At 70.0% G+C, this 20753-nt stretch carries 23 protein-coding genes; 16 read left to right on the top strand and 7 right to left on the bottom strand.

Annotated elements, in window-relative coordinates:
- Positions 1–4: 4 nt before the first annotated feature.
- Positions 5–769 carry a 2,3-bisphosphoglycerate-dependent phosphoglycerate mutase gene (locus tag ACZ66S_RS36780; protein WP_469905919.1) on the bottom strand — a complete coding sequence of 255 codons (765 nt, stop codon included), beginning with the start codon at positions 767–769 and terminating at the stop codon, positions 5–7.
- Between the two features lie 152 nt (positions 770–921).
- On the opposite strand from ACZ66S_RS36780, the gene ACZ66S_RS36775 reads away from it, so the two are divergent.
- The 5 genes from ACZ66S_RS36775 (at position 922) to ACZ66S_RS36755 (ending at position 4839) form a co-directional block, all read left to right on the top strand.
- Positions 922–1236 carry a 2Fe-2S iron-sulfur cluster-binding protein gene (locus ACZ66S_RS36775; protein ID WP_469905980.1) on the top strand — a complete coding sequence of 105 codons (315 nt, stop codon included), beginning with the start codon at positions 922–924 and terminating at the stop codon, positions 1234–1236.
- Between the two features lie 85 nt (positions 1237–1321).
- Positions 1322–2608 (top strand): aromatic ring-hydroxylating dioxygenase subunit alpha, encoded by a 1287-nt coding sequence (locus ACZ66S_RS36770; RefSeq protein WP_469905918.1) that lies wholly within the window; start codon positions 1322–1324, stop codon positions 2606–2608.
- Between the two features lies 1 nt (position 2609).
- The gene (locus tag ACZ66S_RS36765; RefSeq protein WP_469905917.1) at positions 2610–3104 is read left to right on the top strand and encodes a 3-methyl-2-oxobutanoate hydroxymethyltransferase; all 495 of its coding nucleotides are present in this window, start codon (positions 2610–2612) and stop codon (positions 3102–3104) included.
- Between the two features lie 11 nt (positions 3105–3115).
- Positions 3116–3949: a 3-methyl-2-oxobutanoate hydroxymethyltransferase gene (locus tag ACZ66S_RS36760; RefSeq protein ID WP_469905916.1), complete on the top strand. Its 834-nt coding sequence runs from the start codon at positions 3116–3118 to the stop codon at positions 3947–3949.
- 38 nt (positions 3950–3987) lie between these two features.
- Positions 3988–4839 (top strand): alpha/beta fold hydrolase, encoded by an 852-nt coding sequence (locus tag ACZ66S_RS36755; protein ID WP_469905915.1) that lies wholly within the window; start codon positions 3988–3990, stop codon positions 4837–4839.
- Between the two features lie 102 nt (positions 4840–4941).
- On the opposite strand, the gene ACZ66S_RS36750 is transcribed toward ACZ66S_RS36755, so the two are convergent.
- Together ACZ66S_RS36750 and ACZ66S_RS36745 are read right to left on the bottom strand one after the other, a co-directional pair.
- A complete protein-coding gene (locus tag ACZ66S_RS36750) occupies positions 4942–5400 on the bottom strand; it encodes an RpiB/LacA/LacB family sugar-phosphate isomerase (RefSeq protein WP_469905914.1) in 459 nt (152 codons plus the stop codon).
- A gap of 98 nt (positions 5401–5498) precedes the next feature.
- The gene (locus ACZ66S_RS36745; protein WP_469905913.1) at positions 5499–6446 is read right to left on the bottom strand and encodes an ABC transporter substrate-binding protein; all 948 of its coding nucleotides are present in this window, start codon (positions 6444–6446) and stop codon (positions 5499–5501) included.
- A 78-nt stretch (positions 6447–6524) separates the two neighbouring features.
- Between ACZ66S_RS36745 and ACZ66S_RS36740 the strand changes: the two genes are divergently transcribed.
- Genes ACZ66S_RS36740 through ACZ66S_RS36725 form a run of 4 tightly spaced genes read left to right on the top strand, consistent with a single transcriptional unit; the run spans position 6525 to position 10349 of the window.
- Positions 6525–7640, top strand: a complete 1116-nt coding sequence (locus tag ACZ66S_RS36740; protein WP_469905912.1) for a zinc-dependent alcohol dehydrogenase — start codon at positions 6525–6527, stop codon at positions 7638–7640.
- A complete protein-coding gene (locus tag ACZ66S_RS36735) occupies positions 7637–8335 on the top strand; it encodes a 4-carboxy-4-hydroxy-2-oxoadipate aldolase/oxaloacetate decarboxylase (RefSeq protein ID WP_469905911.1) in 699 nt (232 codons plus the stop codon). The genes ACZ66S_RS36740 and ACZ66S_RS36735 overlap by 4 nt, the downstream gene beginning before the upstream one ends.
- Positions 8325–9347: an amidohydrolase family protein gene (locus ACZ66S_RS36730; RefSeq protein ID WP_469905910.1), complete on the top strand. Its 1023-nt coding sequence runs from the start codon at positions 8325–8327 to the stop codon at positions 9345–9347. The genes ACZ66S_RS36735 and ACZ66S_RS36730 overlap by 11 nt, the downstream gene beginning before the upstream one ends.
- Before the next feature lie 9 nt (positions 9348–9356).
- Positions 9357–10349: a substrate-binding domain-containing protein gene (locus ACZ66S_RS36725; protein WP_469905909.1), complete on the top strand. Its 993-nt coding sequence runs from the start codon at positions 9357–9359 to the stop codon at positions 10347–10349.
- Positions 10350–10419: 70 nt separating this feature from the next.
- On the opposite strand, the gene ACZ66S_RS36720 is transcribed toward ACZ66S_RS36725, so the two are convergent.
- Both ACZ66S_RS36720 and ACZ66S_RS36715 read right to left on the bottom strand, forming a co-directional pair.
- Positions 10420–11688 carry an NAD(P)/FAD-dependent oxidoreductase gene (locus ACZ66S_RS36720; protein ID WP_469905908.1) on the bottom strand — a complete coding sequence of 423 codons (1269 nt, stop codon included), beginning with the start codon at positions 11686–11688 and terminating at the stop codon, positions 10420–10422.
- 314 nt (positions 11689–12002) lie between these two features.
- Complete coding sequence (locus tag ACZ66S_RS36715; protein WP_469905907.1) at positions 12003–13229, bottom strand: MFS transporter; 1227 nt, start codon at positions 13227–13229, stop codon at positions 12003–12005.
- Between the two features lie 559 nt (positions 13230–13788).
- Between ACZ66S_RS36715 and ACZ66S_RS36710 the strand changes: the two genes are divergently transcribed.
- Positions 13789–14163, top strand: coding sequence for a hypothetical protein (locus tag ACZ66S_RS36710; protein ID WP_469905906.1), 375 nt, complete (start codon positions 13789–13791; stop codon positions 14161–14163).
- Positions 14164–14187: 24 nt separating this feature from the next.
- Here ACZ66S_RS36710 and ACZ66S_RS36705 read toward each other — a convergent pair whose 3' ends face one another.
- Together ACZ66S_RS36705 and ACZ66S_RS36700 are read right to left on the bottom strand one after the other, a co-directional pair.
- Positions 14188–14625, bottom strand: a complete 438-nt coding sequence (locus ACZ66S_RS36705) for a recombinase family protein (RefSeq protein ID WP_469905905.1) — start codon at positions 14623–14625, stop codon at positions 14188–14190.
- 480 nt (positions 14626–15105) lie between these two features.
- The gene (locus tag ACZ66S_RS36700; RefSeq protein WP_469905904.1) at positions 15106–15540 is read right to left on the bottom strand and encodes a hypothetical protein; all 435 of its coding nucleotides are present in this window, start codon (positions 15538–15540) and stop codon (positions 15106–15108) included.
- 208 nt (positions 15541–15748) lie between these two features.
- On the opposite strand from ACZ66S_RS36700, the gene ACZ66S_RS36695 reads away from it, so the two are divergent.
- From ACZ66S_RS36695 to ACZ66S_RS36670, 6 genes are all read left to right on the top strand, one after another.
- Entirely contained in the window at positions 15749–16738 is a 990-nt protein-coding gene (locus tag ACZ66S_RS36695) for an aldo/keto reductase (RefSeq protein WP_469905979.1), read from the top strand.
- Positions 16735–17580 carry a helix-turn-helix domain-containing protein gene (locus ACZ66S_RS36690; protein ID WP_469905903.1) on the top strand — a complete coding sequence of 282 codons (846 nt, stop codon included), beginning with the start codon at positions 16735–16737 and terminating at the stop codon, positions 17578–17580. The genes ACZ66S_RS36695 and ACZ66S_RS36690 overlap by 4 nt, the downstream gene beginning before the upstream one ends.
- 320 nt (positions 17581–17900) lie before the next feature.
- Positions 17901–18656 carry an SDR family oxidoreductase gene (locus ACZ66S_RS36685; RefSeq protein ID WP_469905902.1) on the top strand — a complete coding sequence of 252 codons (756 nt, stop codon included), beginning with the start codon at positions 17901–17903 and terminating at the stop codon, positions 18654–18656.
- Between the two features lie 55 nt (positions 18657–18711).
- Positions 18712–19611 (top strand): SDR family oxidoreductase, encoded by a 900-nt coding sequence (locus ACZ66S_RS36680; RefSeq protein WP_469905901.1) that lies wholly within the window; start codon positions 18712–18714, stop codon positions 19609–19611.
- Between the two features lie 107 nt (positions 19612–19718).
- The gene (locus ACZ66S_RS36675) at positions 19719–20048 is read left to right on the top strand and encodes a nuclear transport factor 2 family protein (RefSeq protein WP_469905900.1); all 330 of its coding nucleotides are present in this window, start codon (positions 19719–19721) and stop codon (positions 20046–20048) included.
- A gap of 77 nt (positions 20049–20125) precedes the next feature.
- A complete protein-coding gene (locus ACZ66S_RS36670) occupies positions 20126–20749 on the top strand; it encodes a TetR/AcrR family transcriptional regulator (protein WP_469905899.1) in 624 nt (207 codons plus the stop codon).
- Positions 20750–20753 lie beyond the last annotated feature (4 nt).

The following is a 20753-nucleotide window of genomic DNA, read 5'->3' as shown; positions in this document are numbered from 1 at the left end:
GGCGTCAACGACGTGTGCGGAGCCGTCCGCCGCCCTGCCGGGCCACCGCGTCGGCTGCCGCGGCCGCCGTCTGCGGGTCCAGGTACCGGCCGCCCCGGACCAGCGGGACCAGGTGTTCGTCGAGGTCGTAGCGCAGGGGCAGGCCGGTGGGGATGTTCAGCTTCGGCAGCTCCTCGTGGGTCAGTCGGTCGAGGTGTGCGACGAGGGCTCTGAGCGAGTTGCTGTGTGCCACGACCAGGACGGTACGCCCCGGGCGCAGATCGGGAACGATCACGTCCTGCCAGTGGGGCAGCAGCCGTGCGGTGACGTCCGCGAGCGACTCGGTGCGGGGCAGGAGGCCGAGGGGCAGGCCCGCGTAGCGGGGGTCGTTCGAGACGTCTCCCGCTGATCCCTCGGCGACCGGGGGTGGGGCGGCGTCGTACGAGCGGCGCCACCGGTGGAACCGTTCCTCGCCGAACTCGCGCAGGACCTCCGCCTTCTCGCGGCCCTGGAGCGCGCCGTAGTGCCGCTCGTTGAGTCGCCAGTGGCGTGATGTCGGCACCTGGGGGCGGCCGGCGCCCTCCAGGGCGAGCGCGGCCGTGCGGACCGCGCGGGTGAGCACGGAGGTGTGCACGCGGGCGGGGAGGAGGCCGGCGGCGCTGAGGGCTTTCCCGCTGAGCCGGGCCTGTTCCTCGCCGTGCGCGGTCAGGTCGACGTCGATCCAGCCGGTGAACAGGTTCCGGGAGTTCCATTCGCTCTCGCCGTGGCGAAGCAGGATCAGGGTGCGCATGCCGCTGATTGTGAACCCGCGTCCGGTCTCTTGTTTCGACTTCCGAGATTCTGGTCTAATGGACAGACCATCAGCGCGGACATGGCTTCCTCGGCATGCCAGGTCGCGATGGATTCCGCCGATCGCGAGAGGAAGTTGGGATCTTGCCCAAGGTGATCTTCGTCGGCGCCGACGGTCCCGAGTACACCGTCGATGCGACGGTCGGGGACTCGGTCATGGCGGCCGCGGTGAAGAACGGTGTCCCCGGGATCGTCGCGGAGTGCGGCGGCAACCTGTCCTGCGCCACCTGCCACGTCTGGGTGCGCGAGGAGTTCGCGCCGCTCGTCGGCCCGCCCGGCGACATGGAGGACGACCTGCTCGACCTCGCCGTGGCCGAACGCCGCGGCACCAGCCGTCTGTCCTGCCAGATCGGCGTCACCCCGGAACTCGGCGGCCTGACCGTCGAGATCCCCCCGGACCAGCCCTGACAACAGGCAACCCGGACGACGACGAACCGTCCGGCACCGATGCTCACGACCCGCCGGAGGGTCGGTATCCGAAAGGGAAACGGCTGTGCTCAGAAAAGACATCAACGAGCTGCTCACCCAGACCGGTCCGGGCACGCCGATGGGCGAGCTGTTCCGCCAGTACTGGATCCCCGCGCTGCTGGCCGAGGAGCTGCCCGAGAACGACTGCCCGCCCGTGCGGGTGAAGCTCCTGTCGGAACGCATGATCGCCTTCCGTGACAGCGAGGGACGCTACGGCCTGATCGACGAGTTCTGCGCCCACCGCGGCGCGTCCCTGTGGTTCGGACGCAACGAGGGCTCCGGTCTGCGCTGCCCGTACCACGGCTGGAAGTACGACGTCACCGGCCAGTGCACCGAGGTCCCCTCGGAGGCCGACAACAGCAGCTTCTGCCAGAACGTGCAGCTCACGTCGTACCCGCTGGTCAAGATCGGCGACGTGCTGTGGACCTACATGGGGGACCGGGCCACCCAGCCGCCGCTGCCGCAGTTCGAATGGGTGCACGTCCCCGCCGAGCAGACCTACACCTCCAAGCGCTGGCAGCAGTGCAACTGGCTCCAGGCCTTCGAGGGCGGCATCGACTCCAGCCATGTGACGTTCCTGCACTCCGGCGGCCTGAAGACCGACCCCCTCTTCAAGGGCGCCAAGGGCAACGAATACAACATGAAGGACACCAAGCCCTTCTTCGAGGTCGCCGACAGCGACGGCGGACTCTTCGTCGGCGCCCGCCGCAACGCCGAGGAGGGCACCTACTACTGGCGCATCACACCCTGGGTGATGCCGGCCTTCACGATGGTCCCGCCCCGCGGCGACCACCCCGTGCACGGCCACTTCTGGGTGCCGATCGACGACGAGAACTGCTGGACGTACTCCTTCGACTACCACCCCGTGCGCGCCCTCACCGACACCGAGCGACAGGCCATGATCGACGGCCACGGTGTGCACACCCGGACCATCCCGGGCACCTTCAGGCCGGTCGCCAACATGGACAACGACTACCTGATCGACCGTGAGGCGCAGAAGCGCGGCGAGACCTACTCCGGCGTGGCCGGCATCGCCATGCAGGACGCCTCGCTCCAGGAGAGCATGGGGCCCGTCGTGGACCGCAGCAAGGAGCGGCTCGTGCCCGCCGACAGCGGGATCATCAAGGCCCGCCAGAAGCTGCGCAGGTCCGCGCTGGCGCTGCGCGACGAGGGCGTCACGCCTCCCGGTGTGAACCCGGAGCACCACCGGGTGCGTTCCGCGGCCGTCGTCCTGCCGCAGGCCGAGTCGTTCCTGGACTCCTGCCGCGACGCGGTCAAGGTGAACCCCGGTGTCCCGCAGGCGTCGGTCTGACATGACGACCCCAGCCACGACGACGCTCAGCGAGAGCGCCCGGGCGGCCTCCGCGAGCGAATCCCGGTTCCGGATCGACGTACCGATCGCCCCGGCCCGCGCCGCCCGCGTCATCGCCCTGGACGACAGGGCGGTCGCGGTCGCGCACCGACTCGCCGAACGCCCCTGGGCCCACGCCCGCTTCTACACGGCGACGGGCCTGCGGGACACCGACGGACTCCTGCACGGCCTGCACGGCGGCATCACCCCCCTCGAAGACGCGCTGACCGGCACCGACGTGGTCGTCGTCCTCGCCACCGAGGACGGCGGCCGGGCCGCCGCGGCCGCCATCGGCCGGATCTGCTGGCAACGCAGCATCACCACCGCGGGGGTGGTCCTGGGCGACGGATTCGAGGCCGACGACGCCGTCGCGGCGCTGCGACCGTACGCCCGCGTACTGCTGCTCACCGCCGACGAGAGCGACGCCTTCGAACTCCTCACGGCGCTCAGGGTCTAGGAGGACCACACATGTCCGACAGGGTCACGCTGCGCGATCTCCAGCGGATGAAGGACGAAGGGAGGAAGATCGTCGGTGTGGTGGCCTGGGACCACCAGATCGCGCGCATCGTGGACCGGGCCGGCGTCGACCTCGTCTCGGTCGGCGACACGGTGGGCGTGAACCTGTGGGGGCACTCCCACCCGTTCGAGGTGACGATGGACGAGATGATCGTCGTCGCCCGGGCGGTACGCCGGGGCGTCGAACGGGCCCTGGTCTGCGTCGACTTCCCGTTCGGCCCTTTGCAGGAGGGCACGGACAGCGCGGTGCGGGCGGCCGTCCGGTTCGTCAAGGAGACCGGGGTCGACCTGGTCAAGCTGGACGGGGCCGCCGACTTCCCCGAGGCCGTCACCGCGATCACCCGCGCGGGCGTCCCGGTGTTCGCCCAGTTCGGGATCACCCCGCAGACGGCACTGCGCTACGGCGTCGAGTACAACGCCGTGCCCTCCGCCGCCGACCAGGTGCCCGCCGCGATGCGGGAGGCCCTGATCACCCAGGCCAGACAACTCGAAGAGGCCGGCGCCGCCCTGCTGAACTTCACCAACTCCGGTCCGGTGGTGGGCGCCGCCGTCGCCGAGGCCGTCTCCATCCCCGTGGTCGGCGGCTTCGGCGGCGGCCCCTGGCTCGACGGACGGATGCGCATGGCCCACGCGGCCATCGGCTACGCGGCGTCGGCCCTGGACGACCCGCCCGACACCTACGCCAACGTCGCCCGGATCACGCTCGACGCGATCACGGCCTACGCCACCGACGTGCGGGCCGCACGCCAGGTCGCCGGCGGTGTACCCGTCCCGCCGGCGACCTGACCCGCCACCGCCGGCGCCCCACGAGAGGAGCCACCCGCATGCCCACCGCCGTCATCGACGCGATACCCACCCGGTACGAGGTCGCCGGTTCGGGACCACCCCTGCTGATGTTCTCGCCCGGCGGGTTCGACTCCAGCCTGGAGAGCTGGCGGACGGTGGGTGTCTACCGGCGGCTGCGGCTGCTGGACCACCTCACCGAGAAGTTCACCTGTGTCACCTTCGACCGGCGCGAGTCCGGCGGTTCCGGCGGCCGGCTGGAGCGGATCTCCTGGGCGGACTACGTCCGGCAGGGGATCGGCCTCCTCGACCACCTCGGCATCGAACGGGCACACCTGATGGGCGGCTGCGTCGGATGCTCCACCGTCGCGGCCGTCGCGGTGGCCCACCCCGAGCGTGTGATGAGCATGGTGCTGTACTCGCCGGCCGGGGGTGTGCGGTACCGGATGAAGCAGCACGAGCGGTTCCAGCGCCACCTCGCCCACGTGGACGAGCACGGCCTCGACCAGGTCGTGACCCTGGTACGGGAATCCGAGGCGGGCTTCACCAAGGACCCCCGGGTCGGGCCCTGGGCCCAGGTGATCCGTCGCGACCCGGAGTTCGCCGCCGCGTACGCGCGCACCGATCCCGGTCGTTACCGGACGATGGTGAGCGGCACGGCCCGGCTGCTGTTCGACCGGGACACCGTTCCGGGACCCGAGCCGGAGGACCTGCTCCTGCTCGACGTACCGGCCCTCGTCGTCCCCGGGCAGGACACCTCGCACGCGCCCTCGGCCGCCCGGTACCTGCAGGAGTGCCTCCCGCACAGCGAGTACTGGGACGTGCCGGTGGCGGAACAGACCGAGACGTCGGCACCGGCACGCATCATGGAGTTCTTGTCGGCGGTGCCTTAGACGTCGGGGGACGGCACCAGACGAAGAGGAGGCGTAGCCGCGCGGGGAAGTACGCGGCCACGCCTGTCCCTTGTCCTGAGCCGGGAGCCATGCGGTCCCGGCTCAGGACCGCCGCGCCCGTTCCCCTTCTTCCAGTACGGCGATCTGCCGCAACCGCAGCTCGTGCACCCCGCCCTTGAACGGGGTCGTCAGCCATGTGGCCACGATCTCCTCGGTCCTCTCCCACGACAGGACCTTCGCCGCGAGGACCAGGACGTTGGAGTCGTTGTTGCCGCGCGATATCTCCGCACTCCACACGTCGTGGCAGAGGCCGGCGCGGATACCGCGGATCTTGTTGCAGGCGATGGTCTCCCCGAGCCCGCTGCCGCCGAGGACGATGCCGCGGTCGGCGAGGCCCTCGGTCACCTGTCGGCAGACGTCCGCGCACAGCGGCGGGTAGTCGACCGTCTCCTTGCTGTGGCTGCCGCGGTCGTCGACGGTGTGCCCGTGCTCCGTCAGCCAGGCGGTGAGCCGGGTCCTGAGGGCGAGACCGTTGTGGTCGGCGGCGATGGCGATGCGCATGCGGGTCCCTTCGGCGCGGGCGGCTGTGGAACGGCGGTACGGCGGTACGGTCAGGCGGTTCCGGTTCCGGTACGGCGTGCGGCGGTGCGCCGGTACCGTCAGGCGGTCAGCGTGCGCGTGCCCTCGGCGAACAACTCGTCCACCGGCAGCGGCCGTTGGAGGATGTGCTGGTCCACGGCGTGCCGCATGAGCTCCTCCAGAACGGCCCGGTTGGGCTCGATCCCGTACGGCAGTGGATCCGCGCCGGTCGCTTCCATGACCTGGCGGTACATGACGTCGGTGGGGCTCGGGGAGTCGATGCCGCCGGCGCGCAGCCGCTCCACGTACAGACGCTTGGCGCGCGCGAAGGCGTCGAAGACGTCGGTCGCCAACTCCGGTCGCCGTTCCAGTAGTTCGTCCCGGATCACGACCAGGTGGTTGATCGGGTAGAAGCCGCGTTCGCGCAGCGCGGTGAGGGCGGCCTCCCGCGGATCGGGGATGAGCGGTGCCACGGAGGGCAGGTCGGGCTTCGGCCCGATGACGGCGGCCAACTCGCCCCCGGCAAGCATCCGTTCGAGGGAGGCGCCGGACGGCATCGGCACGACGTTCGCCGGCGGCCGGTAGGCGCTCACGTGCTCGTCGCCCGAGAGCACCCACGTCACCTGGTCGAGGTCGACGCCGTACTCCTCCTGGAGCACGGCCCGGGCCCAGACGCCGGTGGTCACCGTGTAGCCGCGGCTGACCCCGACCTTGCGGCCCTCCAGGTCCTTGGGGGAGCGGATGTCCGACGAGGCGTCGTGGAAGATCGCGCCGTGGTGGAAGCCGCGGACCAGGAACGCGGGCACGGCCGTGAAGCGTGCGCCGTGCGCCTTCGCCACCAGATAGGTGGTCAGCGCCATCTCGCTGACGTCGAACTCCAGCCCGCGGACCATGCGCCGGAACGCGTGGACGAGGACCGGGACTTCCTCGAAGTCGAACCGGAAGCCGCGGGGTCTCACGGCCCCGGTCTTGAGGGCCTCGTTGGCGCCCTGGGTGCGGGTCACTGTCCTGAGATGAGGTACGACCATGCTCGAAAGGTAGCATGGTTAGACCATCAGTCCATATGCTGTCGGCGGAGTGGACAGCCCCGAACGTCAGGAGAAGTCATGGCGGAGCACGTGCTGGCGGCGGTACGGACGGCACCCGGCCGCACCGAACTACGGGAGCTCCCGATGCCGGACATACCCGACGACGGCGCCCTGCTGAAGGTCGAGGTCGCCGGTATCTGCGGCACCGACGTGAAGATGTACGCGAAGCCGCCCTTCCCCGACCCGGTGATCATGGGACACGAGAACGTGGGCGTGATCGCCAAGGCGGGCCGTACCTTCTCCGAGCGCAAGGGACTGGTCGAGGGCGACCGCGTCTTCGTCGAGCACTATGTCGGCTGCTACCGCTGCGAGTGGTGCCACCAGGGCGAGTACCGCCACTGCGAGGCCACCGACTGGCGCACCAACCCCGACGCCCGCCGCTACGGCTACACCTCGGCGGAGAACGAACACCACCTGTGGGGAGGGTTCGCGCAGTACCTCTACCTGCCGTGGAACTCGGTCACCCACCGTGTGCCCGACGGGGTCTCCGCCGAACTCGCCGGTCTGGTCACGCCGTTGTCCAACGGCATCGAGTGGGCGCTGGTGACCGCGGGCGTCGGATACGCCTCGACCGTGCTCATCCAGGGCCCGGGACAGCAGGGCCTGTCCCAGGTCGTCGCCTGCAAGCAGGCGGGCGCCTCCCTCATCGTCGTCACCGGCACCACGAAGGACGCCGCCCGCCTGTCCCTTGCCAAGGAACTGGGCGCCGACCACGTCATCGACGTGACACAGGAGGACCCGCTCGCCCGCATCCTGGAACTCACCGGTGGCAAAGGCGTCGACGTCGTCCTGGACTGCACCGCGGGCGCCGGCACCGCGCCCGTCCTGCTGGGCATCGACGCGCTCAAGCGACGCGAGGGCACGATGGTCGTCCAGGGCGAACTGGCCGCGTTCCCCGACTTCCCGCTGAAGAAGCTCACGGAGAAGTCGATCGCCCTCAAGAGTGCCCGCGGCCACAGCTACCGCTCCTGTGAACTCGCCCTGGACCAGCTCGCGTCGGGCCGCTTCCCGCTGGAGAAACTGAGCACGCACAGCTTCCCCCTCGCCGAGGCCGACCGCGCCATCCGGACCGTCGGCGGCGAGAGCGGCGAGGACGCCGTGCACGTGTCCCTGCTGCCCTGGGCGGCGGCATGAGCATCGTCGTCCGCAACCCGCCCCGCGCCGACCGCGCGACCACCGACGCCCTCGCCGGCCACGGCGTGGCCACCGTCCACGAGGCCCAGGGCCGCACCGGACTCCTCGACCCCGCACTGCGCCCCGTCTGGCCGGGAGCCCGCATCGCCGGCACCGCGGTCACCGTCAGCGTGCCGCCCGGGGACAACTGGATGATCCATGTCGCCGTGGAACAGTGCCGCGAGGGCGACGTGCTCGTCGTGGCCCCCACCTCCCCGTCCGAGGCGGGCTACTTCGGCGACCTGCTCGCCACCGCACTCGCCGCCCGTGCCGTACGGGGACTGGTCATCGACGCCGGCTGCCGTGACGTCGCCGACCTCCAGCGCATGGGCTTCCCCGTCTGGGCACGTCATGTCAGCGCGTTCGGGACGGTGAAGGAGACCCTCGGCGACGTCAACACCCCGATCGTGTGCGCAGGTCAGCACATCGAGCCGGGCGACGTGATCGTCGCCGACGACGACGGTGCCGTGGTGGTGCCCCGGCTGCGCGCCGCCGACGTACTGGAGGCAGCGCGCGCCCGGGAGGAGAAGGAGGCGGCGTCGCGCAAGCGCTACGCCGACGGTGAACTGGGCCTCGACGTCAACGCGATGCGCGAACGGCTCGCACGCAAGGGGCTCGCCTACGTCGACCACACGGAGTCCCTCGGTGATCATTGACATCCACGGCCACTACACGACGGCACCACCGCAGCACCGGTCCTTCCGCGACGCGCAGTTGGCCCGACTGGCGGACCCGGCCCGGCCGGCGCCCGCACCCGCGGAACTCGGCGACGACACGATCCGCGAGAGCGTCGAGAGCAACCAGCTCAAACTGCTGCGCGAGCGCGGCGGCGACTTCATGCTCTTCTCGCCGAAGGCGTCCGCGATGGAGCACCACGTGCCCGACCCGCACACCGCGCAGGAGTGGGCACGCGCCAACAACGACCTCGTGCACCGGGTGGTGGGACTGTTCCCCGAGCATTTCGCGGCCGTGTGCCAGCTCCCGCAGACCCCCGGCGGCACCCTTGACGCGGCGTGCGCCGAACTGCGCCGCTGCGTGCGGAGCCTCGGTTTCGTCGGCTGCAACCTCAACCCGGACCCGTCCGGCGGCCACTGGACCTCACCGCCGCTGACCGACCCGTACTGGTTCCCGTTGTACGAGACGATGGTCGAGCTGGACGTGCCCGCGATGATCCACGTGTCGGCCTCCTGCAACCCCAACTTCCACGCACTGGGCGCGCATTACCTGAACGCGGACACGTCGGCGTTCATGCAACTCGTCGAAGGAGACCTGTTCGCCCGCTTCCCGACGCTGCGGTTCGTGATCCCGCACGGCGGCGGGGCGGTGCCCTACCACTGGGGCCGCTACCGCGGACTGGCCGTGCGGCTGGGCCGGCCCGACCCGGCCGAGCACGTCATGAAGAACGTCTTCTTCGACACCTGCGTCTACCACCAGCCGGGCATCGACCTGCTGCACCGGGTCGTCGACACCGACAACATCCTCTTCGCCTCCGAGATGCTGGGCGCCGTGCGGGGCGCCGACCCCGACACGGGCATCGCCTGGGACGACACCAAGCGCTACGTCGACCGGGCAGGGCTCACCAAGGAGCAGCGACACAAGGTCTTCGAGGCCAACGCCCGGCGTGTCTACCCGCGCCTGGACGCCCTCCTCACGGCGAAAGGCAAGTGACCGCACCCCATGGCACGACTGCAACTCACCTTCGCCTGCGGCGACTACGACCGCACGCGCGCCCTCGACGAGGGCACCGTACGCCCCGACGGCATCGAGCTGACGTACCTGCGGCTGCCCGTCGAGGAGACCTTCTTCAGGATGATGCGGCACCAGGAGTTCGAGGTGGCGGAGATGTCGCTGTCCTCGTACGTCCTGTCCCTGCGCACCGACCCCTCGCCCTTCGTGGCCCTGCCCGTCTTCACCTCGCGCATGTTCCGGCACGGCGCGCTCTACTGCCACGCCGACTCGGGCATCGCGGGCCCGGAGGACCTGCGGGGCAAGCGGATCGGCACTCCGGAGTACCAACTCACCGCGTGTGTCTGGATGCGGGGCATCCTGGGGGACCGGCACGGGGTGCCGTTCGACTCGGTCAGCTACCTCACCGGCGGGCAGGAGACGCCCGGGCGCATCGAGAAGGCGGGCGTCGACCTGCCCGACTCGTTGCGCATCAGCCGCATTCCCGAGGACAGGACCCTCGCCCACATGCTCGCCGAGGGCGAGATCGACGCGCTGTGCACGCCCCGGGTCCCCAGCCCGTTCGCCGCGGGGGACCCCCGGGTACGCCGGGTCTTCCCGGACGTCGTGGCCGCCGAGAAGGAGTACTACGCGGCGACGAGGATCTTCCCGATCATGCATGTGGTGGTCGTCAGACGGGACGTGTACGACCGTCACCGCTGGGTCGCGCAGTCGCTCTACAAGGCGCTGCTCGCCGCCAAGAACGCCGCCTACGACAACCTCTACGACACCTCTGCCCTGCGCTTCATGCTGCCCTGGCTGACCCCGCAACTGGAGGAGGCGCGCAACCTGCTGGGCAGGGACTACTGGTCCTACGGCGTCGACGACAACCGTGACGCGCTCGGCACGTTCCTTCGGTACCACCACGAACAAGGTCTGTCCGAGCGGCTGTTGGAGCCCGAGGAACTGTTCGCCCCCGAGTCCCTGGAAGCCGCGGTCATCTGACGGGCGGCGGCGACGGAGAACGAGTGAGGTGTGAGGCCGGGGGCCTCACACCTCACTCGTACAAGGCCCGTCAGGGGGTGGCGACCACGTCCGTTCCGGCGACCACGAGGGACTTCAGTGGCGTTCCGAAGTCACCCGCCGCACCCGACGGGATGGTCGCTCCCTGGGTGAGCACCTTGCGTACGGTCATGTAGTCGGCGGGGTTGTTGACGGCGTCCACGGCGATGAGACCGCCCTGCCGGTAGTACAGGACGGAGAACCGCTCGCTGTCGGGCTCACCCCGTACGACGTAGTCGTCATAGCCCGTCGACAGCCCCGCGATCTGCAGTTTCAGGTCGCCCTGGTACGACCAGAACCAGGGCACCGTCCTCGTCCACGCGGGCATGCCCAGGAGCGAGGCGGCGGCGACCGTGGCCTGGGCGACGGCGTTCTGCACGGACTCCAGCCGCACCCGGCCCAGACCCGTCGTGGGGTGCGGCTGCACGGTGCAGTCCCCGGCGGCACAGACCAGGGGATTGCTCGTACGGGCGCACGCGTCGACGACGATGCCCCGGTCGCACTCCAGCCCCAACTGCTCGGCGAGTTCGGTACGGGGGACCACGCCGACCCCGACGAGCACCAGATCGGCCGGCAGCCTGGTGCCGTCAGCGAGGCATACCGCCCCGACCCGCCCCGACACACCCTCGAAGCCGGACACGGCCGTCGAGAGCAGCACCCGGACGCCGCGCCGCATGTGGGCCCGGCGGTAGAACTCGGAGACGACGGGCGCCACGGCCCGGGGGATCAGCCGCTCGGCGGCCTCGACGACGGTGACGTCCTTGCCCATCGCACGGGCCACGGCCGCCGCCTCCAGCCCGATGAAGCCGCCGCCGACGACCACGACCCGGGACGCGGTGCCGAGCCGGCCCCGCAGGTGGGCCGCGTCGTCACGGTCGCGCAGGTAGCAGATGCCGTCGAGATCCGCCCCCGGGATGCCCAGGCGCCGGGGCCCGGCACCCACGGTGAGGGCCAGACGGTCGAAGGACAGGGTGCGCCCACTCGCGGTCGTCGCCACGCCGGAACCCGGCTGCCCCGAGAGGGACAGTGCCACGTCGGTGACACGCTCGCCGCTGACGAGATCGATCCGGGCGTCCGAGTAGTACGACGGAGTACGGAAGGCCAAGGACGCGAAGTCCGCCTGCCCGGAGAGGACCTCCTTGGACAGCGGCGGCCGCTGATAGGGCGGATGAGGCTCCTCACCGACGAGAACGATCGGCTCCGTGTCCCCCAACTTCCGCAGGGACGCGGCCAGTTGGAGACCCGCCTGACTGGCACCGACGATGAGCGTTCCGCCCGCCATTGCCCGACCCCTCTCTACCGCCCGATTAATGTCATACCATTATACCAAAGGGGGAGGGTGGCCGTCCGGACGTCATCGGAGACACGGGTGGACGCCGTCGTGGGCGGGGCGTGAGTGACGGGGATCTGCCTCGACTTGAGGGTCCCGTCCCTGCTTCTGGGCCCCGCGGGACGGTGATGGGGTCCGGCGCGCAAGGGGGTCTTTGTCCCAGCCAGGCACGGCGGGCCGCGCGGCGGAGGGGTGTCGTGGGCGCCGTCTGGACTCCTGCGCGGTGTCAGCACTCGGCAGCGACTCGGCGTTCCAGGATGCTGCCGTCACTGGCGGCCGACCTCCAGGTCCGTGGCGGGCGCGGCTCCCTGGGCCACCGACGCCGCCACGGTCCGCTGGGCGGCGTGCGGGCCGCGCCGGTGCAGGGGAGCGAGCACGGTCAGACCTGCGACGAGGACGACGACGAAGAAGGCACCGAACGCGGTGGCCCCGGTCAGCAGCCCGGGCATCAGCCCGTGCGCGGTCACCACGGCACCGAGGGCGGGCGCCCCGACACCTTGCGCGATGTAGCCGGCGAGGTATCCGCCAGAGACCATGCCGGCCCGGTGATGCGGAGCGGCGTACCGGCTGAAGACCGTCAAGCCGCCGGCGAAGTCGAACGCGTAGGCGGCACCGGCCACCGCCGAGGCGAGGAAGAACAGCGCCAGCGAGTGAACTACGCCGGTGAGGACGAACAGCCAGACCGCCGCAAGCGACCCCGCCGCCCCGAGGACGACCAGGAGCCAGACCGGCAGGCGCCGTGCCAAGAGGGCGAACACCGTGATGGACACCGCGAAGACCGACAGGAGTCCGCCGGTGACCAGGGCGTTGCTCGAACCGGCGAGCTGCTGGGCGATCTTGGCGCCGAGCGGCAGCACGATCGCCCCGAGCAGGAACGACGACGCGAACGCGATCGAGCCGGCCATGAAGACGACCCGACTCCCACGGGGAATGACGATCGGCCGGATGCGCCACGGCTCCCGGGTCTCGTCCGGGGTGTGGCGGGGCATGCCCAGGACCAGGCACGCCACGGCAGCGATCGTGACGGCCAGGACGAAGAAGTTGAGGTGCAGGGGGAAGGGCGCGTACTCGGTCAGGGCGCCGCCCACCAGCATCGCCAGGCCGATACCGAGCGCCGATACCGCCGTGCTGATGGCGCCTGCGCGCTTCTCCTTGCCGGGTGCGCTGAACTCGACCATGGCCACACTCGCGGGACTGATCGACAGGCCGACACCGATGCCCATGAAGGCGCGGCCGATCAGCAGCCATGGGACGTCGCCGGCAACTGCGAAGAGCAGGGCACCGATCAGCTCCGCGGCGAGCCCGATCAGGATGGAGGCACGTCTGCCGATGTGGTCGGAGAGGTCACCGAAAACGATCAGAACCGGGATCAGGGTGAGCGGGTACGCGGCGAAGATCCAGGTGATGGTGGTCGTCGAGACACCCCACTCGGCCTGGTAGAGCGGATAGGTCATGGTCGGGCAGGCGCTGGTCCACAGCGCGAGTGCCACCACCGCGCCGGCGGTCCAAAAGCTGGCGCGTCTTCCGAGGAGCGGCACGGGGCCTCCGGGGTGTTAGGGGGGTTGGGTCCCCTTGATGGCTGGATATCGCAAAACAACTTAGCTAGCTAAGTAGCGTTCTGCAACTCAACCTCTTGTGGGCATGCCTGACGTGCCGAGTCGGGTGGCGCAGCCTGACGGTGGTGTGAGGGGAGGAGTGTCGGCGGGTAGCGTGACCGGCGGGACGTCAGCGCGAAGGTGCGAGGGTTTTCGCTGATCGCACATTTTCGACGGGCTGTAAGACGCCGTAAGCATTCCTGTCGGCGCGCCCGAGCGGCTGGGGCGGTGGTGGTCGGCTCGGACTCCTGCGCGAACCTTCACGCCCAGTTGATGAGCTGGGAGGAGTGCGAGGACAAGGTTGCAGAGTTCTGCACCCAGGCTGATACCCCTCCCCGATCGGCAGCCACGCACGTGGCCAACGAAGCGCAGGTCGGCGCCGCCGTAGCCTCCGTCTCTGTCAGTGGCGGTCAGTAGATTGGTCACTGCTGAGCAGACAGGTGAGTACGGGGCGATAGTGAAAGATTTCGCAGGGGAGTTCGAGACCCATCTCACGGTGGGGTGCACCTCCGTGGTCGGCGATGAGGGTCACATACGGCGTTGGGCGGAGCGCCACCATGTGGAATACACACGGATCGTGCTCGACCGGGGCGCGACCCCCGACCAGCCGATGTTGACGGTGCACGGCCATGGTGTCCTGCAAGCACAGCGGGAAGCGGCGCTGGTCTGGACCGAGCGGCTACGTGCCGAAGGGGTCGACGTCGCCCGTGTGAAGATCGAAGCAGCACCGTGGAACGAGGACGTGCCGTGGACGGCCGCCGAGGCTCAGGGACTTCCTCAGCCGGGCGCTGGAACGGGTGTTGGGGCAGTAGATGAAGTTCTCGCCGAATAAACACGGTGAGAACCGAGCCGCAGGTCAGGCCGTGGGCTCCAGAGAAGCTGTCCGTTCGTCATGCTCGCGGAGCATTCGCATCACGGTGGCCGGGGCGGGGTGCCGGCCGCGCTTCTTGCCGGTGCGGATCACGAACCGGGTGGCGATCTCACGCGGCGAGAGATGCTCCTCGTCGCGCAGGCGTAAGGCGGTGGCAAGCATGTCCTTGTCGGAGACCTTGACGCCTCCGATCGCCTGGCCTTTCGTGCGGGCGGCTTCCTGGCCTTCGAGGGTCTTGTCGCGGCTGTAGTCGCGTTCGGACTCCGCCATGCCGGCAAAGAAAGCGAACAGGGCGGCGCCGTGGCCAGATGGGTCGTGCTTCCCTGCTAAGGGACCAGTGAGGAACTCCAACTCGATCTCGGCGTCCCGCAGTTCCTCGGCGACCTTCAACAGCTCCAGGGCGCCGCGGCCCAACCGCTTCATCCGTCGGCACCCGCATCAAGGGGGGCCGAAGAAGGTGAACACCAGGGCGAGACGCCATGGCAGAGCCTGGTGGCCCGGTGCTGGTGAAGGCCTGGGCCGCTCGCGGGGCGGGTTCACGGGCAAGCTCCACCTGAGCGCGAACGGCCGGTGCCGCCCCCTGTCCCTGCTCGTCACCCCAGGGCAGCGGGCGGACTGCACCCAGTTCGTTGCCGTGTTGGAGAAGATCCGCTTCCCTCGGTCCGGACCGGGAAGACCACGCGTGAAGCCCGACAGCCAGGCTGCCCGTCTGCGGAAGGGCTCACGCGGCGGACGGCCGCCCGGGTTCGACGAGGACCGCTACAAGAAACGCAACACCGTAGAAAGGGCGATCAACCATCTGAAACAGTCCCGCGCGGTCGTCACGCGCTGGCAAGCGGGGCTATGTCTTCCTCGGTACCGCCACCGCGGCGTCCATCGCGATCCGGCTCCACCGGTGCATTCCTATGTGACCCGGCAATAGACATCTCGGCCCTCGCGTCGGGCGCTGCTGACCAAGGCGGCGAGATCACTCAGGATCACTTCGGCGATCTCCGTGCCGATGACCTCACCGTCCTCCGCCCGCAGCAAGGACCACGCGACAGCGGCATCCTTCACATCGGATACCTCGGCCTCGGCGAGTGCGGCGGACAGGCGAGGCGAGATCACGAACACGACGCCTCCGTCATCGTCCTGCCCGGCGACGAGACGAGGCTCACCAGCTTCGACGAGTGCCTCGAAGCTACCGCCGGCAAGCAGGCACTCCCATTCGACCACAGCTTCTTCGGGGTCGAAGTTGCCGAAAGAGAGCGACTCGAATGCGTGTCGTGGCCCTGCCTGAAGAGCCAGAGCCGCTGACTCGTCATCCTGGGCCGCGAAAAACTCGACGATGATGCTCACCTCGACATCATGCCGGACCGCCCACGACCCCGATCGGCCGGGCAGCTCCTAGCTGTGATGGACGGGTACGCCGATGCCCGTCATCGCCCCAGCGTCGTCCTCGCAAGACGGGGCTGAGCCGGACGCTGGAAGCCGCGTCCCGGTGACGCACGCTGGCAGGGCGGTCGCCGAACGGCGGGGACCGCCCGAACAGGAGACACGTATGAGCATCAGGACACACACGATCGGCAGCCAGGGACTGACGGCGTCGGTCGAGGGTCTGGGCACCATGGGGATGACCGCCATGTACGGCACCCGGGACGACGCCGGGTCGGTGGAGACGATCCACCGGGCGATCGAACTCGGAGTCACCCTCTTCGACACGGCCGACATGTACGGTCCGTTCACCGGGGAGGAACTGCTCGGACGCGCCGTCGCGCCCTACCGGGACCGGGTCCTGCTGGCGACGAAGTTCGGCGGGCTGACCCTGGACGAGTCCGGAAAGGTCGTCGGCGGCCCGAACGGACGGCCGAGTTACGTGCGGAGCGCGGTGGAGGGTTCACTGCGCCGACTGGGCACGGACCGCATCGACCTGTACTACCAGCACCGCGTCGACCCGAACGTGCCGGTGGCCGAGACCTTCGGCGCGCTGGGCGAGCTGGTCGCCGAGGGCAAGGTGCGCTACCTCGGCGTCAGCGAGGCGTCCGTCGAGACGATCCGCGCCGCCCACGCCGTCGCGCCGCTGTCGGCCGTGCAGACCGAGTACTCGCTGTTCACCAGGACGGTGGAGGGCAACGGGGTGCTCGATGCGGTGCGCGAGCTCGGCATCGGCTTCGTGGCGTACGCGCCCCTGGGCCGCGGGTTCCTCACGGGTCGGCTGCGCTCGCTCGACGAACTGCCCCAGAACGACTGGCGGCGCACCGCACCTCGCTTCAGCGGTGAGAACTTCGCGCACAACCTCGCCCTGGCCGACCGGGTACGCGCGATCGCCGAGAAGCACGACATCACCCCGGGACAACTGGCTCTAGCCTGGGTGCTGGCCCAGGGTGTCACCGCCATCCCCGGCACCAAGCGGCGCAGCTACCTGGAGGAGAACGTGGCGGCCGCAGCGCTCACACTGGATGCGGGGACGCTGAGCGACCTCAGCGAGGCGATCCGGTCCGAGGAGGTGGCCGGTGAGCGGTACATCTCGGAAGGAATGAAGGCCATCCAGGAATGAACGGCGACCACAACGACCTCGGGGACTTCCTGCGGGCCCGGCGTGAGGCACTGCGGCCGGCCGATGTCGGGCTGGTCGCGGGCGGCCGCCGCAGGACCCCCGGGCTGCGGCGCTCCGAGGTCGCGCTGCTGGCGAACGTCTCGGTCGACTACTACGAGCGCCTGGAGCAGTCCCGCAACGCCCACCCCTCGCCGGCGATGCTGGCGAGTCTGGCTGGGGCGCTGCGTCTGTCGGTGGACGAGCGCGACCACCTCTACCGGCTTGCCGGTCACACCCCGCCGCGCGGCGGGGGAGCCGGCCGGTACGTCGACCCGGCCATGATGTTCCTGCTCGACGCCCTGACGACGGTGCCGGCCCAGGTCATGGACGACCTGTCCACGATGCTCGCCCAGAACAGGCTCAGCCAGGCGCTGTTCGGCTCATGGGCCGTGGGGGAGGCGCGGGCCGGCAACGTGACGTGGCGCTGGTTCACCGACCCGGCCTCGCGTGCGCTGAACGTTCCCGAGGAGCACGAGTCGATCGGTCGCGACTATGTCGCGGACCTGCGGAGCGCGGTCGCACGGCGCGGCAGGGACGCGGCGGCGGACAGCCTCGTGGCCGACCTCCTCCAGGCCAGCGACGAGTTCGCCGGCTACTGGGAGGAGATGGCCGTCAAGCCGCTGAGTTCCACGCGGAAGCGGCTGGTGCACCCGCATGTGGGGGCGCTCGACGTCCAGTGCGACGTGGTTCTCGGCTCCGCGACGGGCCATCGGATGGTGATCTTCCGTCCGCAGCCCGGGTCGGGCACCGCCGAGCACTTCGAGTTCCTGCAGGTGCTCGGAGAGCAGACCTTCGAGGCGTGACAGGGCGGATGCCGACTGCCGCGACCGGCACAGCGGCCCGCTGGGAGGCCGCTGTGCTTCGGTCAGCGGTTGCGCCGTTCGACAGACGAAGCCCCTGAGTGGCCACACGCTGAACGGGTGCGCACCATCGCCCGACTCAAGGGCCCGTTCACCCGGTCCACCACGGCGGTACGGCGGCGATCGGGCCGCTGCGTCGGTCGGCCGCGTGGACCACCTACCCCAGCCCTGCGCCGGAGTGAATCTACCCAGAGATGTGGACGAGCCGTTCATATTCTGCTTATATGAACTCAGCGTTCATTTCGCGCGGAGGAGAGAGACCCATGACCACCACCCCCAGCACCCCGAACACCCCCACCCGTGTCGCGCTCGTCACCGGCGGATCCGGCGGCATCGGCAAGGCCGTCGTCGAGCGGCTCGCGCAGGACGGATTCGCCGTCGCGGTGCACTACGCCGGCAACAGGGACAAGGCGGAAGCCATCGTCGAGAAGATCACCGCGTCCGGGGGCCAGGCCATCGCCGTCAGCGGGGACGTGGCCGACGAGCGGGAGATGGAAGCCGCCTTCGACGCCGTCGAGAGTGTCTTCGGCGGCATCGACGTCGTAGTCAACGGCGCCGGGATCATGATCCTCGCCCCGATCGCCACGCTGGACCTCGACGACCTCGACCGCATGCACCGCACGAACATCCGCGGCACCTTCGTCGTCTCCCAGCAGGCCGCTCGCCGCGTCCGCCGGGGCGGCGCGATCATCAACGTCTCGACTTCGGTCACCCGCACCCAACTGCCCTCGTACGGCGGCTACGTCGCCAGCAAGGCCGCCGTACAGGGCATCGCGCTGATCCTCGCCCGTGAACTGCGCGGCAAGGACATCACCGTCAACACGGTCGCGCCCGGTCCGATCGCCACCCCCCTCTTCTTCGAGGGCAAGGACGAGGCCACCGTCGCCAACTTCGCCAAGGCCACGCCGCTGGAACGACTGGGCGAGCCCGAGGACGTCGCCGAGTCGGTCGCCTTCCTGGCCGGCCCCGCCCGCTGGGTCAACGGCCAGGTCCTCTACACCAACGGCGGCCTCGCCTGACGGCCGCAACCACGCCCCTGCCAACCCCCCGAAACCATCCCTAAGGGAGAGACCCATGTCATCCGTCGTTCTGATCACCGGTGCCGCCACGGGCATCGGCAACCTCACCGCCCGCGCGCTCGCCGCCGCCGGCCACACCGTCTACGCCAGCATGCGCGACCCCCGGGGGCGCAACGCCGGCCACGCCGAGGAGCTGCTGGAACTCGGCCGCCGCGAGGGACAGGACATCCGTGTCGTCGAGCTCGACGTGCAGTCCGACACCTCCGCCGAGGCAGCCGTCGCGACGGTCCTGGACGAAGCCGGCCGACTCGACACCGTCGTCCACAACGCCGGACACCTCTACGTCGGCTACGTCGAGGCCTTCACACCCGAGGACATCCAGCGGCTGCTGGACATCAACGCGGTCGGCATCCAGCGCGTCAACCGGGCGGCCCTGCCACACATGCGCGCCCGCCGCTCCGGCACCCTCCTGTACGTCGGCAGCACCACCTCCGTGGTCGTACCGCCCTTCCTCGGTCCCTACGTCGCGTCGAAGTTCGCCGCTGACGCGCTGGCCCAGGTGACCGCGTACGAGGTCGGCCAGTTCGGCATCGAGACCACCATCGTGATGCCGGGGCCCTTCACCCAGGGAACGGAGCACTTCCCCAACGCCAGCCGGGCCGGTGACGCGGAACGCACCCGCGCCTATGCCGCGCTGGACGCGATGGTGGCCCGCAACGAGGAGGCCACGGAGGGACTGTTCCCGCCCGGGGTGGACGCCCACCCGCGTGCCGTGGCCGACGAGATCGTCCGCGTTCTCGCCCTCCCGGCCGGCACCCGCCCCTTCCGCACCGTGGTCGACTTCAGCCAGGCCGGGGTGGAGGAGGTCAACGAGGTCCTGCGCCGGGCCCAGGAGCAGTTCGTCACCCGTCTCGGCTTCGGAGAGCTCCTCCACGTCAAGGAATCGCAGTCCTGAGGCGCGACGAGGACCATGGTGTCCATCCGGCCGCGCCGTCCTCGGGTCAGCGCGAAAGCGCGGCCGGCCACCACCCGATGATCCGGACCATTGCAGAGAGAGAAGCCATGTCCAGCACAGAACTGCCCTCCGCGATCCGCACGTTCATCGACGCGACCAACAGCGCCGACTCCGAGGCCTTCGTCGCGGCGTTCACCGCCGACGCCCGTCTGAACGACTGGGGCCGTGAGTACCACGGCCACGACGGCATCCGGGACTGGGACCGCACCGACAACATCGGCGTCCAGAGCCGGTTCGAACTGCTCGGCCTGAACCCGGGCGACGATCCGGACACCTACGTCGTGAACCTGCGAGTGAGCGGCAACGGCTACAACGGCACCGGCCCGATGGTCTTCCGCCTGAGCGACGGCCTGATCGCCGACCTGCGCATCGGGTGAGCGAGCGGCCGGACCACGCCGAGACCGTACGGTTTCCTGGACGGGGCCGATCCCGGAACGGGCGAGGGAGAGAGAACGTGACGAAGCAGGCCGAGGGCACCGAGGAGCGTCCGGCGCGAGGGCGTGGCCGCCGACCGGCCGACGAGGTCCGCGCGGACGTCTTCAGGGTGGTCGGGGAGATCCTCCTGGAGCAGGGCATCTCCGACCTGACCTTCGAACGGGTGGCCCGTCTGTCCGGTGTCAGCAAGACGACGCTGTACAAGTGGTGGCCGTCCAAGGGAGCCCTCGCCCTGGACGGCTACTTCCACGCCGTCGAGGACACCCTCGCCTTCGAGGACACCGGTGACATCCGTGCCGACCTCACGAGCCAGTTGCGTGCGTTCGCCCGCATCATGACCCGTACGCCCGCCGGCCGGGTGGTCACCGAGCTGATCGGCCAGTCCCAGACCGACGAGGACCTGGCCACCGCCTTCCGCTCCCTCTACTCCTCCGAGCGCCGGCGGCTGGCGGGGGAGCGACTGCTGCGCGCCAGGGAACAGGGCCAGATCCGGGCCGATGTCGACGTGCAGGTTCTCGTCGACCAGCTCTGGGGTGCCGTGTACCACCGCATGCTCATCCCGGACGAGCCCGTGACGGAGGACTTCGTCGTCGCGCTGGTCTCCAACGTGCTCGACGGGGTCGCGTCGTCCCCGCCTGCCTGAACGG

This window comes from Streptomyces sp. NPDC107471 (assembly GCF_055582845.1).
This window is presented reverse-complemented; position numbering and strand designations above follow the sequence as displayed.